The organism is Streptomyces chryseus (assembly GCF_014650755.1).
Classification (GTDB): domain Bacteria; phylum Actinomycetota; class Actinomycetes; order Streptomycetales; family Streptomycetaceae; genus Streptomyces; species Streptomyces chryseus.
Map to the genome: position 1 here is coordinate 55,058 of NZ_BMVO01000012.1, position 13,786 is coordinate 68,843.

The window sequence follows — 13,786 nt, forward strand, 5'->3', positions numbered from 1 at the left end:
GCGACCGTATATCGGGTATGTGCTGATTAACCCCCCGAAATGGGACGCGGGCCTGCGGCGGATCTGGGATGTGGTCGGCGTGATCGACACCGACGGCGAATGCGCCGATTGGACGTTCCCTGCTGAGCCCGACGCCGTCCGCCACGCCCGCCACGCCGTCCGCGACGCGCTGCGCGCCTGGGGCCTGCCCGACACCGTCGGCGACATCACCGTCCTGCTGGTCAGTGAGCTGGTGACCAATTCCTTGCGGTACACCTCCGGTCCGATCGGCGTCCGCCTCCTGCGGCCCGACGCCGACGGCCGCGCGCCGGGCGTACGCCCCGTACTGGTGGTCGAGGTCTCGGACCCCCTTCCGGATCTGCCCCTGGAGCGGGTCGCGAACGCCGATGACGAGGGAGGACGCGGTTTGCAGCTGGTGGCCTGCTCCACGCGGCGCTGGGGCACCAGACGTGGCAGAACGGGCAAGACGGTGTGGTTCGAGCTGGCTCTCCCTGGTTAGAAGACTGAAGGGACAACGATCACTCGGCGCCTCTCTTCCCCGGCTGAAAAGGAACGAGACCGTGCTGTGATCGTGAACGCCGTGCAGGTTGTGACCGTAGTGCTGAATACTGCGGGAAGGACCGGTCCGGTGCGTTGAGCTGGAGGGGACGGTCGCGTGAACGAGATATCAGCGGCAGCGGGCGAAGTGATGTGGCAGAACAGCCCGCCCGGCTCCATCTACGACTACATAAGAGTCGCGTCGTTCTCGATCGGCCCGGGAGGGCTGGTCGAGCAGTGGAGCAAGCGGGCCGAGGAGCTGTTCGGCCTGCCCGCGTCCGATGTCGTCGGCAGGGATCCGGTCGATGCCTTCATGCCCCCCGAGCTGCGGACACGGGGCCGCCGCCGGCTCGCCGAGATCCTCGACGGCAAGGAGTGGACGGGCTTCGTCCCGTTCCGGATGCCCGACGGGGAAGGCGCCGGGGCGCCAGCGCACGGCATGGCGGAGATCTATGTGATGCCCAGCGCCACGGCCGACGGCGAGCAGGCCGCGCTCTGTCTCGTCGTCGACGTACGCGCCGTACGCCGGATCGAGACCGATCTCGCCGCCTCGCAGGCCATATTCGGCCAATCTCCCTTCGGCTTCCTGCTGTTCGGTACGGACTTCACCGTGCAGCGCGCCAACAAGCGTTTCGCCACCGTCTTCGGCGGCGCCGTCGAGGACCACCGAGGCCGCACCGTCCACGACTACCTGGCCCCCGCCGAGGCCGGCCGCATGACCGCCGCCCTGGAGCGGGTCCTGGAGACCGGCGAGGCCGTCACCGACATGCAGCTCGTCGGCACCGCCCCGGGCGAGGCCGAGCGCCGGCACTGGTCCGTCAACCTCTACCGGGTGCACAGCGGAGCCGGCCGGCCCGTCGGGGTGGCCGGGCTCGCCACCGACGTGACCCGTCGTCACGTCGCCGCCCGCGAGGCCGCCGACGCCCGCCGCAACCTCGCCCTGCTGAACGAGGCCGGCGCCCGCATAGGCAACTCCCTCGACCTGGAGACCACCGCCCGCGAACTCCTCGACGTGGCCGTACCCGGCTTCTGCGACCTCGCGTCCGTCGACCTCTACCAAGGTCTCCTGGCCGGCGACGAAACCCCGCCGGGCCGGGCCGACGGCAGCGCCGAGCTGCGCCGTGTCGCCTTCGCCAGCGCGGTCTCCGAAGGCCCGCTGGCCGCCCCCGACTGCGTCGCGGACGACGACGCGCCGGGGCCCACCGAGGTCGGCGACGTGCACCGGTACCCGTTCAACTCGCCCTGCGGGAGCGCCCTGCGCACCGCTCGCGTCCAGACCGTGCCGGGCGAGGACGGCAGTCTCGTCCACACGACGCTCGCCGTGCCGATGGTCGCCCACGACACCGTCGTCGGCCTCGCGCAGTTCTCCCGTACGAAGGGCAGCGAGCCCTTCGGCGAACGCGACCTGGCCCTCGCCACCGAGCTCGCCGCCCGCGCCGCCGTCTGCATCGACAACGCCCGCCTCTACCGGCGCGAGCACGAACGCGCCCTGATCCTCCAGCGCAGCCTGCTGCCGCCCGGCGACCCGGAGGCGGCCGGCCTCGACATCGCCTGCCGCTACCTGCCCGGCAACACCGCCACCGAAGTGGGCGGCGACTGGTTCGACGTCATCGAACTGCCGGGCCACCGCACGGCCCTGGTCGTCGGCGACGTCATGGGACGCGGCCTGCGCGCGGCCGTCGCGATGGGCGAGCTGCGCACGGCGGTACGGACCCTGGCGCTGCTGGACCTCGAACCCGCCGAAGTGCTCTCCGCCCTCGACGAGATCGCCCGGGGCCTCGGCACGCCCAGCGGCGCGCAGCACGCCTCGCGCGCCTCCCACAAGGCGCGGGAGGCCGACCTGTCCGAGGTCTACCTGGCGACCTGCGTGTACGCCGTCTACGACCCGGTCACCCGCCGCTGCACGTTCGCCAACGCCGGTCACCTGCCGCCCGTGCTCGTCGAACCGGGCGAGGAGGCGCTGCTGCTCGACGTGCCGCCGGGGATGCCGCTCGGGGTCGGCGGCGAGCCGTTCGAGGAGGTCGAGGTCGAGGTGCCGGAAGGCGCGCTGCTCGCGCTCTACACCGACGGGCTCGTCGAGTCGCGGGACCACCCGCTGGACGAGGGCCTGATGGCGTTCCGCGCGGCCCTCACCGATCCGGCGCACCCGCTGGAGGACGTCTGCGACCACGTACTGAACACCCTCGACACCCGGCACGGCGAGGACGACATCGCCCTGCTGATGGCCCGCATCCAGGGGATGCCGGCCGAGTCCGTCGGCGACTGGTCGCTGCCGCGCGAGCCGCGCTCGGTCGGCCGGGCCAGGGAGCTGGCACGGGCGCAACTCGTCACCTGGGGCCTCGAAGATCTGGTGGACACCACGGAGTTGCTGGTCAGCGAGCTCGTCACCAACGCGCTGCGGTACGGCGAGGGCGACATCAGGCTCCGGCTGCTCCTCGACCGTACGCTCGTCTGCGAGGTCTGGGACGCCGGGCTCGTGCAGCCGCGCCGGCGCCGGGCCCGCGACACCGACGAGGGCGGGCGCGGGCTCCAGCTGGTGGGGCTGCTCAGCGCCGCGTGGGGTTCACGGCGCACCCCGCGCGGGAAGACGGTCTGGTTCGAACTCGCGCTGCCGACGGGGGAGGCGGACAAGGGCGAACTCAGTGTCGACCAGCTGCTGAGCCTGTTCTGACGGCGGCCGCCGGGCCCGGGCCGGCCGCCGGCCTCTGCTGAGGACGCCGGTCAGCGGGCCTTCATGGCGGCCAGCCTGGCCTCGATCTCGGCGTCGTCGCCCAGGCTGTCCAGCTGTTCGAACTGGGCGTCCAGGGACGACGCGGCCAGCTCCTGCTTGCCCATGGCCCGCGCCTCCTCGCGGCGCACCTTCTCCTCGAAGCGGCCCAGCTCGCTCGTCGGGTCCAGGACGTCGACGCTCTTCACGGCGTCCATCATGCGGTTCTGCGCCTGCGCGGACTTCGCCCGGGCCACCAGCTCGTCGCGCTTGGAGGTCAGCTCCGTGAGCTTCGTCTTCATCTGGACCAGACCGGCCTTGAGCTTGTCGACGACCTCGGTCTGCATCGTGATGACCGGCTCGGCCGCCTTCGCCTCCTTCTCCGACTGGAGCTGGCGCTGGAGCGCGACCTTGGCCAGGTTGTCGAACCTGTCCGCCTCCGCCGCCGGTCCCGAGCCGCGCAGTTCGTCGGCCTTCCTGCTGGCGGCGAGTGCCTTGACCCCCCACTCCCTGGCCGCGTCGACGTCCTCCTGGTGGTCCAGTTCCAGCAGCCGCAGATTGCCGATGGTGGTCGCGACGGCCTCCTCCGCCTCCGCGATGTTGGCCGTGTAGTCGCGGATCAGCTGGTCCAGCATCTTCTGCGGGTCCTCGGCCTGGTCGAGGAGGCCGTGGATGTTGGCCCGCGCCAGCTGGGTCACGCGGCCGAGGATGGTCTGCTTCGTCATGCGCGTCTCCTTGACGTCCCTGGTTGTCGTCGGGTGCCTGTGGGTGCCGCTGGACGGCCCCGGCTGCCGGGCGGTCGGCGCGTACGTCAGAACCGGCCGCCGCCGCCCCGGCGCCCCCGCGTGCCGCCGCCGCCGAAACTGCCGGGCCCGCGGCCGAAGCCCCCGCCGCCTCCGCCGAAGCCGCCGCCCCCGCTCCAGCCGCCGCCGCCACGGCCGCCGCCCAGCAGGCCGCCGAGCAGGATGCCGCCGAGTACGGCCCCGTCCAGGCCCCCGCCGCCCGGGCGCCCGCCCGTGATCCCGCCGCCGAAGTCCGCGAAGCCGCCGCCCAGTTCGTCGGCGTAGCCCCGTACGTCCTGTTCGGCCAGGCTCTGCGCCTGCCGGGCCAGCGCGTCCGCCTGCTGGACCTCGGCGAGCGCGCCCGGCGCGTCGGACTCCGCGAGCGCCGCCGAACGTTCGAGGTGCCGGCGCGCCTCCGCGAGGCGGGTGCGGGCCTGACTGCCGACCGCGCCCCGGTTCGTCGTGATGTAGTCGGCGGCCGCGCCGATCGTGGAGCGGGCGGCGAGCGCGGCCTGGTCGAGCAGCGCGCGGGCCCGGCGCGCCGTCGTCTCGCGCTCGCGCGCCCCCGCCAGGGCCTCGTCCAGTACCGCGTCGGCCTCCTCGACGCGGCGCAGGGCGTCGATCGGGTCGTAGCGCCCCGACTGCTTCTCCCGCTGTACGTCGGCGACGACCGACTCGGCGCGGGCGATCCGCCCCCGCAGGTCCGCCGTCGCGCCCCCGCCCTCCAGCAGGCCGCGCGCGTCGGCCAGATCGGTCCCGGTCTCGGTCAGTGCTCCGGGCAGCTTGCCGGCAGCCTCGGCCAGCTCGCGCGCCCGGCGGTCGACGGCGTCGACGAGCGTGGCGGCCTGGCCGACGGCGCCCTCGGCCGCCCGTACGAACACGGCGGCCTTCCCGGTGTCGCCCGCGTCGACGGCCTGCCGGGCCTCGGTGAGGCTGGTGGTCGCGAAGGCGAGCCGGTCCTTGGCCTGCCCGGCGTGGCCGGTGACCGGCGCGGCGGCGGAGTCGGCGTACCGCTGCCGCATGGCGCTCAGCATGGCCTCGGCCGTGCCCGTACGGCCGACGAGGTCGCGGAAGGCCGCCTCGGCGGCGGCGAGCGCCTGCGGGGCGTTGCGTTCCAGCGCCCGCAACCGGTCGAAGGAGTCGGACTCCGCGTCGAGCCGGCGGTTGGCCTCGGCGCAGCGGGCGATGATCTCGTCGAGCATGCGGCGGCGGGTCGCGTCGTCCTCGGGATGGGCGTCGTCGAGCTGCTGGCGCAGCCGGAAGGCGACGGCGAGTTCGCTCCTCGCGTACGCGAGCGCCTCGCCGAAGGGGCGGGCCGCCTCCTCGCCGAACTGCGCGGCGGCGAAGCCCAGTTCCTCGTCACTGGTGTGGATCGCGTCGTCGGCCCCGACCAGTTCCCGCTTGGCCCGCGCGTCGAGCTCGGGCAGCGGAGTCTGCGGCTCCGGCGCCGGCGGGGCGTGCTGGGCGGGTGTGGTGCGGGTGGTCGCGCGCCTTCTGCGCCGGGCGTACGTGTACGCCGCCAGTGCGCCGGCCGCGCCGACCACGACCACGGGCAGCACCAGGTCGCCGGCGCCGCCCGCACCGTCGTCCGGGCCGCCCCCGGGGTCGGCCGGGCCCGGGGTGATGTCCGGCACCGGGACGGGCCGCCCGGCGAGCACGGCGGCGTACCCGTCGGCGGCGCCGATCGCCGCGCCGGCCCAGTCGTTCTGCCGCAGGGCGGGCTCGATGGCGGTCCGCGCGACGTCGTCGAGCTCGGAGTCGGTCAGACGCGAGTCCTGGTCGACGGAGTAGGCGTACTGCCGGTCGTGGGTGGCGACGGCGAGCAGCGCGTCGTCGCGGCCCAGGCCGTTGCGTTCGGCGGTGTCGTCGGCCCAGCTCTGCGGGGACCTGCCGGAGAAGTCACGGACGTACGCGACGAAGAGCTGGACGCGGCGGGTGTCGTAGAGCCGGTCCAGTGCTTCTACGACGTCGTTCGTACGCTCGCCGAGCGCGTCCACGCGGTCCGTGACCTGGCCCTGGCGGGAGAGGCCGATGGGGTCCTCGGCGCGGGCGACAGCGCCGGGCAGGGCGACGGACAGGGCCAGGCAGGACGCGGTCATCAGGGTGCTGAGCAGGAGTCCTGCGGCGGCGGTTCGCGTCACGCTTGCGAGGTTATGTCCGCATTGCGTCGCTCGCGACCGGACGGCGGGCGCGCCCCGTCCGGGGGCGCGCCCGCGAGGTGCCGGTGGCTCAGGCCAGCTTCGTCACGAGCAGGGCCGCGTCGTCCGGCGTCAGGTCGACGCCGAACACGTCCGACAGGACCTTCGGCACCTCCCGCGGCTCCAGCTCCCGCACCTCCGGCTTCTCGCCGGGCCTGGACGTGATCAGCGTGCGGTTGTCCAGGAGGTGCAGGCGGTCGGGGTGCACGCGCTGGACGAACGGCCGGTAGCTGAAGGGAGAGTGCGAGCTCGTCGCGATGAAGTGGTTGGCCATCGCGAAGTCCACCGGGTACTGCGGGTCGAGCGTGAAGGTGTGCCGCGCCATCCACCCGTCGCCCGTCTCGTCCTTCTGGCCCTCGTCCGCCGGCTGGTAGAGCGTCCACCCCTGCGCGCCCGGCGTGACCTCCCCCCTGCGCAGCCGGTACGTCCACACGCCGTCGGTCGCCTCGGCCCCCTCGGCCGTCATCTCGATCGGCTCCAGCGGGCTCGCGCCGAAGCCGACGTCGCAGAGCCACCGCCGCCCGTCGATGTCGACGACCAGCATGGCGTGCGTGGTGGGCAGCATCTTCGGCGCGCCCATCCGGATCCGGCCCAGCACCGCGAAGAACGTGAAGCCGAGCCGCTCCAGGGCCGCGGCGTACAGCGAGGCGTGCTCGAAGCAGTAGCCGCCGCGCGCGTTGCCGATCATCTTGCGCCGCAGTGCGCCGAGGTCGAGCGGGACGTCCCCGCGCAGCACCGCGTCGAGGTTCTCCCAGCGCACGTTCAGCACGTGCGCGCGGTGCAGCGCGCGCAGCGTCTCCAGCGTGGGGGAGCGGTCCCCCTCGTACCCCAGGTGTGCCAGGTAGGCGTCCAGATCGAGTGCGTCACCGTTCCACATGCGTACGTTCCCCGTCGTCTCGTCCGTCGCGCGCGCCGCCTTCCGGCGCGTGCGACAGATGAAGCGTGGGGCGCGGGACCTCTATTCCGAACGCCGGAAGATCTTGTCACCCAGCCAGACCAGCGGGTCGTACTTGCGGTCGGCCGCCCGCTCCTTCAAGGGGATCAGCGCGTTGTCGGTGATCTTGATGTTCTCGGGGCAGACCTCCGTGCAGCACTTGGTGATGTTGCAGTACCCGAGCCCGTGCTCGTCCTGCGCGGTCTTCCTGCGGTCGAGGCCGGCCCCGGCGGCCGCGTCCAGCGGATGCATGTCGAGTTCGGCGATCCGCATCAGGAACCTGGGGCCCGCGAAGGCCGCCTTGTTCTCCTCGTGGTCGCGCACCACGTGGCAGGTGTCCTGGCACAGGAAGCACTCGATGCACTTGCGGAACTCCTGCGGGCGCTCCACGTCGATCTGCTGCATCCGGTAGTCGCCCGCCGCGACCCCCGGAGGCGGTACGAAGGCGGGCACCTCCCGCGCCTTGGTGTAGTTGAAGGACACGTCCGTCACCAGATCGCGTACGACGGGAAACGCCCGCAGCGGTGTGACGGTGATCGTCTCCTCGGGCGAGAAGACCGACATCCGCGTCATGCACAGCAGCCGGGGCCGTCCGTTGATCTCCGCGCTGCACGAACCGCACTTGCCCGCCTTGCAGTTCCAGCGCACCGCGAGGTCCGACGCCTGCGTGGCCTGGAGGCGGTGGATGATGTCGAGGACGACCTCGCCCTCGTTGACCTCGACCGCGAAGTCCTCCAGGGCCCCGCCGTCCGCGTCGCCGCGCCAGACCCTGAAGGCCGCCGTGTAGCTGCTCATCCGTGGAGCTCCTCTTCGGCGAGGTACTTGACCAGCTCTTCCTTCTCGAACAGGCCGAGCAGATCGGGGCGGATGGGTTCGGTGGTCTCCCGGGCGAGAGCGATCAGCCCCTGCGGCGGGCCGGCCGGCGCCAGGCCGCCCGACACGTCCGTCAGCCGGCACAGCAGGTTGACCCGCCGCCACTCCCGCTCCATCGCCGGGCAGTCCTCGCGGGTGTGACCGCCCCGGCTCTCGGTACGCTCCAGGGCCGCCCGCGCCACGCACTCGCTGACCAGCAGCATGTTCCGCAGGTCCAGGGCCAGGTGCCAGCCCGGGTTGAACTGCCGGTGGCCCTCGACCCCGGCCCGCTGGGCCCGTACCCGCAGGCCGGCCAGCTTCTCCAGGGCCTGCTCCATCTCCGGCGCGCGCCTGATGATGCCGACCAGGTCGTTCATCGTCTGCTGGAGTTCCTGGTGGAGCGTGTACGGGTTCTCCGGCGGGCGTCCGTCCGGCTCGCCCGGCTCGGGGCCCTCCGCGCTGAAGGGGCGCAGCGCCTCGGCGGCCGCCGCGTCCACCTGGGCGGAGTCCGGCCGCGGACGCGCGGTCCCCTCGCCGGCCGCGATGGCGTACTGCGCGGCGTGCAGCCCCGCCCGGCGCCCGAAGACCAGCAGGTCGGAGAGCGAGTTGCCACCGAGCCGGTTGGAGCCGTGCATGCCGCCGGCCACCTCGCCCGCCGCGTACAGGCCCGGGACGTCCCGGGTGGCGGCGGTGTCGGAGTCGACGGCGACGCCGCCCATCACGTAGTGGCAGGTCGGACCGACCTCCATCGCCTCGGCGGTGATGTCGACGTCCGCCAGCTCCTTGAACTGGTGGTACATCGACGGCAGCCGGCGCCGGATCGTCTCGGCCGGCATGCGCGTCGACACGTCGAGGAAGACGCCGCCGTGCGGGGAGCCGCGCCCGGCCTTGACCTCGGAGTTGATGGCGCGCGCGACCTCGTCGCGGGGGAGCAGCTCGGGGGGACGCCGGTTGTTGTCCGGGTCCTCGTACCAGCGGTCGCCCTCCTCCTCGGTCTGCGCGTACTTCTCCTTGAAGATGTCGGGGATGTAGTCGAACATGAACCGCTTGCCGTCGGAGTTGCGCAGGACGCCGCCGTCGCCGCGCACCGACTCGGTGACGAGGATGCCCTTCACCGACGGCGGCCAGACCATGCCGGTCGGATGGAACTGCACGAACTCCATGTTGAGCAGCGGCGCGCCCGCGAGCAGCGCCAGCGCGTGGCCGTCGCCCGTGTACTCCCACGAGTTCGACGTCACCTTGAAGGACTTGCCGATGCCGCCGGTGGCCAGCACCACGGCCGGGGCCTCCAGCACGAAGAAGCGGCCGGACTCGCGCTCGTAGCAGAAGGTCCCCGCGACCCGGTCCTCGCCCGCGGCGGAGCCGCTGTCGGACACAGTCTTCAGGACGCGTGTCACCGTGCATTCCTGGAAGACCTTGAGCCGGGCCTCGTAGTCGCCGAACTCGTGGAAGTCCTCCTGCTGGAGCGAGACGATCTTCTGCTGGAGCGTGCGGATCAGCTCCAGGCCGGTCCGGTCGCCGACGTGCGCCAGGCGCGGGTACTCGTGCCCGCCGAAGTTGCGCTGCGAGATCTTCCCGTCCGGCGTGCGGTCGAACAGCGCGCCCCAGGTCTCCAGCTCCCACACCCGGTCCGGCGCCTCGCGCGCGTGCAGCTCCGCCATCCGCCACTGGTTGAGGAACTTGCCGCCGCGCAGGGTGTCGCGGAAGTGGACCTGCCAGTTGTCGCCGGAGTTCACGTTGCCCATGGACGCGGCGATGCCGCCCTCGGCCATCACCGTGTGCGCCTTGCCGAACAGGGACTTGCAGATGACCGCGGTACGGGCCCCCTGCTCCCGCGCCTCGATGGCGGCGCGCAGTCCGGCGCCGCCCGCGCCGACCACGACGACGTCCCACCCCTGCCGTTCGAGCTGCGTCATCAAACACCCTTCATCAGTCGTCTAGAACAGCCGCGGGTCGTCGAAGGCGCCGGACGCCACCAGGTAGACGTAGAAGTCGGCGAGGGCGACGCTGATCAGCGAGGCCCAGGCGAGCTGCATGTGGCGGGCGTTGAGCCGGCCGACCCAGCCCCACAGCCGGTAGCGCACCGGGTGCTTGGAGAAGTGCCGGAGCCGGCCGCCGACGATGTGCCGGCAGGAGTGGCAGGAGAAGGTGTAGGCCCAGATCAGCACGATGTTGACCAGGAAGACGATCGTGCCCAGACCCATGTGGCCCCACGCATAGGTCTCGTCGCGGAAGGCGAGCACGGTGTCGTACGTGAGGATCCCGGCGACGGGGACGGCGGCGTAGAAGAAGTACCGGTGGATGTTCTGGAGGATCAGCGGGAAGCGGGTCTCGCCGCTGTACGTCCGGTGCGGCTCGGCGACCGCGCAGGCCGGCGGCGAGGCCCAGAAGCCCCGGTAGTAGGCCTTGCGGTAGTAGTAACAGGTCAGCCGGAAGCCGAGCGGGAAGATCAGGATCAGCAGGGCGGGGGACAGGCCCCACCAGCTGCCGAAGATCTCCCAGTTGGGTCCGCCCTTCATCGGTACGCAGTTCTCCGCCAGGCACGGCGAGTAGAACGGCGAGACGTAGGGCGCCGCGTAGTAGTCGGCGTTCGCGAAGGCCCGCCAGGTCGAGTAGACGATGAAGGCGAGCAGCCCGGCGGCGGTCGCCGCGGGCGCCAGCCACCAGCGGTCCGTCCGCAGATGGCGGGGCGCGATCGCGGCGCGTGAGGCGTCGTGGACGCCCTGGGCGCCCGTACGGGGCTGGGGTTCTGTGCCAGTGGCCAACGAAGACTCCGTATGGAGCGGGCTGTCGGGACAGGACGGGCCGGGGGCGACGGGTACGGCTAGGGCGCGTGCCGGTCGCGTGCGCCGAGGCCCTCGTCGTCCGAGTCGGTCCACAGCGCGCTGTTGTACGGAGCGTCGGAGATCGACACCAGATCGGGACGGGCGTCGGGCCGGCGCAGGGTGGGAGCTGCCGCACTCAGCAGGGCCAGGCTCTCGCGGAGATGGCCGGCGTCCGTGCGCACCCGCCGGATCTCCAGGCTGCCGCCGCCGACCTGTTGCTCCAGCCGCTCGACCGACTGGACCAGGTTGTCGAGGCAGCGCTGTACCGCTGCCAGGTCGTCTTGCAGGGACATGTGGTGCCCTCATTTCCACGGTGGCGCGTGGTGACGCTCATGCGCCTGCGAGTGTCGCGCGTCACATCCCCGTTTGTGAAGGGATGTGCAGCGATTCTCGGCGCGCGACCCTCCGTGCGCCCCCTTCTGTTGGGCCGCACGGGTGGGTTCGAGCGCTTCGCCGCCGTGTCTGCGACGGCGCACGCGCGGGGTCCTTTTCAGTGGAGCGGTAGTTGATGTGATCACCATCATAAGCCGCCAAATGTGAAAAACCGGGCCCATTCCGACAGGGAGTGGGCCGGGCCGGCCCTGGAGGTACCAGCCATGTCCCACGTCGGCGTCCCACGCGGGGAGGCAGCCCCGGCAAGCCCCCGCAGGCCCGAGCGGTCGCGAGCGGCCCGCTGCCTCGCGCTCGTCACCGCCGGTGTGCTCGGGCTGCCTGCCCTGGCGGGCTGCTCCTCCGGCGACGAGGAGACGCGGGGGGTCACCGTGCCCCAGGACATCGCCCCGGCCGGGCGGGAGCAGGTGGCCGACGGGGGCACGGTGCGCTGGGCCGTCGACACGACGCCCGCGACCCTCAACACCTTCCAGGCCGACGCCGACGCCTCCACCACGCGCGTAGCCGGCGCCGTACTGCCCTCGCTCTTCACCCTCGACGAGCGCGGGCGCCCGCAGCGCAACCCCGACTACCTGGAGTCCGCGGAGATCGTCGAGCGCGAACCCAAGCAGGTCGTGCTCTACAAGCTGAACCAGCAGGCGGTGTGGAGCGACGGCCGGGAGATCGGGGCGCCCGACTTCGTGGCGCAGTGGCGCGCGCTCAACGGCCGGGACACGGCGTACTGGACCGCCCGCAACGCCGGCTACGAGCGCATCGAGCGGATCGAGCGCGGCGCCAGCGACCTGGAGGTCCGGGTCACCTTCGCCAAGCCGTACGCGGACTGGCGCTCGCTCTTCACGCCGCTCTACCCGAAGGACGTGATGGGCCGCCCCGACTCCTTCAACGACGGGGCCCGCGCCAAGCTCAAGCAGACGGCGGGCCCCTTCATGCTCAAGGAGCTGGACCGCGCGGCAGGCCGGACCACCCTCGTGCGCAACCCCCGCTGGTGGGGACAGCCCTCGAAGCTCGACACGCTCGTCTTCCGCACGGTGACGCGCGACAAGCGCACCGCCGCGCTCGCCGCCGGAGAGCTCGACATCGCCGACATCGGCCGCGGCACCGCCGACCGCCTCGCCCTGGCCGCACGCGACGCCGGAGCCAAGGGGCAGCAGCTGAACCACGGCCCGGGCGCCGCCGTCACCCCCGCCTCCGCGCTCCGATCATGGGCGGTGGCGCACGGCTCGTCCGAGGAGCTCGCCGAGGCCGAGATCCAGGCCCGCGGGAAGTCGCGTGAGGCGATCGAACGGTACGCAGGTGAGCAGAGCGCGCTGCGCGGCTTCGTCATCCGCAAGTCCCTCGAACCGGCCTACACGCAGCTCGCGCTGAACGGCACGTCCGGCCCCCTCACCGACGACCGGGTACGCCGCGCGGTGGCCCGCGCCATCGACCGCCGCGCGCTCGCCGAGGCCGTACTGAAGCCGCTCGGGCTGCCCGCGCACCCGCTCGGCAGCCACTTGGCGCTGGCCGGCCAGGACGCGTACGCCGACAGCAGCGGCGCGCTGGGCGACCAGGACACCCAGGCCGCCCAGGCGCTGCTCGCGGACGCGGGCTGGAAGCCGGGCGGGGCGGCGACCGGACGCGAGCCAGACGGCGCGAAGGCGGGCAGCGCGGCGGAAAAGAAGGAGAAGAAAAAGCAGAGCGAAGCCGACGACGGCATGTACATCGTCGGCGACGAGGGCGACGGCGACTCCAAGCCCCGCGGCCGCTCCTACGGCACGGAGTCCGGTGCGTACGTCCTCACCCCGGCCCCGGCCGCGGCCCTCCAGGGACGGGCCCTGCGCATGCAGGCACGTTTCATCAGCGCCAAGGGCAGCGCCAAGGGCAGCGCGGACGGCAGGCGCACCGAGGAGAACGCCGACGGCAAGAAGAGGGGCGGCGTCGCCGGCGCCTACGCCCCGCAGGGCACGGCCGCCCCCCGGGCCAAGGACGCCGCCAAGGGCCCGCTCGGCAAGGACGGCAAGGCGCTGACCTTGCGTTTCGTGCTTCCGTCCGGACCCGGATCGGAGTCGCTGCGTACCGTCGGCGAGAAGATCTCCGGGATGCTGGAGCGCGTCGGCGTACGCACCGAGATGGTCAAGGTCTCCGACGACAGCTACTTCAAGGACCACATCGCCTCGGGCGACTACGACCTGGCCCTCTACTCCTGGCCGGCCACCGCCTACCCGGCCACCGACGCCCGCCCCATCTTCGCGAAGCCGGAGCCGGCCGCCGACGGGACGCTGGTGGTCGAGCAGAACTACACGCGCGTCGGCACGGACCACATCGACCAGCTCTTCGACCAGGCCATGACGGAACTGGACGAGAAGGCCGCCCGCGACCTGGTGAAACGGGCGGACGCCCGGATCTGGGCGGCGGCCGGGTCCATCCCGCTCTTCCAGCGTCCCGAGCTGGTGGCGGTCAAGCCGGGCCTCGCCAACGCCGGCGCCTTCGGCTTCGCCGCCCCCCGGTATCAGGACATCGGCTTCAAGAAGGCAGAAACCGCCGGGCGGGGGAAGAACTAGCTGGTCAGAACCCTCAGGATT

At 72.5% G+C, this 13,786-nt stretch carries 10 protein-coding genes; 3 read left to right on the forward strand and 7 right to left on the reverse strand.

Annotation, left to right across the window (positions count from 1 at the left end; translation table 11 throughout):
• The first annotated feature begins 70 nt into the window (after positions 1-70).
• A complete protein-coding gene (locus IE185_RS19140; protein ID WP_138898315.1) occupies positions 71-499 on the forward strand; it encodes an ATP-binding protein in 429 nt (142 codons plus the stop codon).
• A 189-nt stretch (positions 500-688) separates the two neighbouring features.
• Positions 689-3,208 carry a SpoIIE family protein phosphatase gene (locus tag IE185_RS19145; protein WP_373303742.1) on the forward strand — a complete coding sequence of 840 codons (2,520 nt, stop codon included), beginning with the start codon at positions 689-691 and terminating at the stop codon, positions 3,206-3,208.
• A 50-nt stretch (positions 3,209-3,258) separates the two neighbouring features.
• Here the strand turns inward: IE185_RS19145 and IE185_RS19150 are convergent, their stop codons facing one another.
• The 7 genes from IE185_RS19150 to IE185_RS19180 all read right to left on the reverse strand — a co-directional run bounded on the left by IE185_RS19150 (position 3,259) and on the right by IE185_RS19180 (position 11,128).
• A complete protein-coding gene (locus IE185_RS19150) occupies positions 3,259-3,969 on the reverse strand; it encodes a PspA/IM30 family protein (protein ID WP_138909513.1) in 711 nt (236 codons plus the stop codon).
• 86 nt (positions 3,970-4,055) lie between these two features.
• The gene (locus IE185_RS19155; protein WP_189715648.1) at positions 4,056-6,125 is read right to left on the reverse strand and encodes a TPM domain-containing protein; all 2,070 of its coding nucleotides are present in this window, start codon (positions 6,123-6,125) and stop codon (positions 4,056-4,058) included.
• Between the two features lie 130 nt (positions 6,126-6,255).
• Positions 6,256-7,101 (reverse strand): arylamine N-acetyltransferase family protein, encoded by an 846-nt coding sequence (locus tag IE185_RS19160; protein WP_138896846.1) that lies wholly within the window; start codon positions 7,099-7,101, stop codon positions 6,256-6,258.
• 81 nt (positions 7,102-7,182) lie between these two features.
• Positions 7,183-7,953, reverse strand: a complete 771-nt coding sequence (locus IE185_RS19165; RefSeq protein ID WP_138896845.1) for a succinate dehydrogenase/fumarate reductase iron-sulfur subunit — start codon at positions 7,951-7,953, stop codon at positions 7,183-7,185.
• Entirely contained in the window at positions 7,950-9,926 is a 1,977-nt protein-coding gene (locus IE185_RS19170; protein ID WP_138896844.1) for a fumarate reductase/succinate dehydrogenase flavoprotein subunit, read from the reverse strand. Before IE185_RS19170 ends, IE185_RS19165 begins: the two co-directional genes overlap by 4 nt.
• A gap of 21 nt (positions 9,927-9,947) precedes the next feature.
• Positions 9,948-10,775 carry a succinate dehydrogenase subunit SdhC gene (sdhC, locus tag IE185_RS19175; RefSeq protein ID WP_138896843.1) on the reverse strand — a complete coding sequence of 276 codons (828 nt, stop codon included), beginning with the start codon at positions 10,773-10,775 and terminating at the stop codon, positions 9,948-9,950.
• Positions 10,776-10,834: 59 nt separating this feature from the next.
• Complete coding sequence (locus tag IE185_RS19180; RefSeq protein WP_138896842.1) at positions 10,835-11,128, reverse strand: Rv0250c family protein; 294 nt, start codon at positions 11,126-11,128, stop codon at positions 10,835-10,837.
• Between the two features lie 303 nt (positions 11,129-11,431).
• Here IE185_RS19180 and IE185_RS19185 point away from each other — a divergent pair, with 303 nt between their 5' ends.
• Entirely contained in the window at positions 11,432-13,765 is a 2,334-nt protein-coding gene (locus IE185_RS19185; protein WP_138896841.1) for an ABC transporter family substrate-binding protein, read from the forward strand.
• Positions 13,766-13,786 lie beyond the last annotated feature (21 nt).

Bases quoted from the DNA above. Each gene is read 5' to 3' on its own strand.
- IE185_RS19185 (WP_138896841.1), top strand. From the start codon at position 11,432: ATGTCCCACGTCGGCGTCCCACGCGGGGAGGCAGCCCCGGCAAGCCCC.
- IE185_RS19165 (WP_138896845.1), bottom strand. From the start codon at position 7,953: ATGAGCAGCTACACGGCGGCCTTCAGGGTCTGGCGCGGCGACGCGGAC.
- IE185_RS19145 (WP_373303742.1), top strand. From the start codon at position 689: ATGTGGCAGAACAGCCCGCCCGGCTCCATCTACGACTACATAAGAGTC.
- IE185_RS19155 (WP_189715648.1), bottom strand. From the start codon at position 6,125: ATGACCGCGTCCTGCCTGGCCCTGTCCGTCGCCCTGCCCGGCGCTGTC.
- IE185_RS19150 (WP_138909513.1), bottom strand. From the start codon at position 3,969: ATGACGAAGCAGACCATCCTCGGCCGCGTGACCCAGCTGGCGCGGGCC.
- IE185_RS19180 (WP_138896842.1), bottom strand. From the start codon at position 11,128: ATGTCCCTGCAAGACGACCTGGCAGCGGTACAGCGCTGCCTCGACAAC.
- IE185_RS19170 (WP_138896844.1), bottom strand. From the start codon at position 9,926: ATGACGCAGCTCGAACGGCAGGGGTGGGACGTCGTCGTGGTCGGCGCG.
- IE185_RS19160 (WP_138896846.1), bottom strand. From the start codon at position 7,101: ATGTGGAACGGTGACGCACTCGATCTGGACGCCTACCTGGCACACCTG.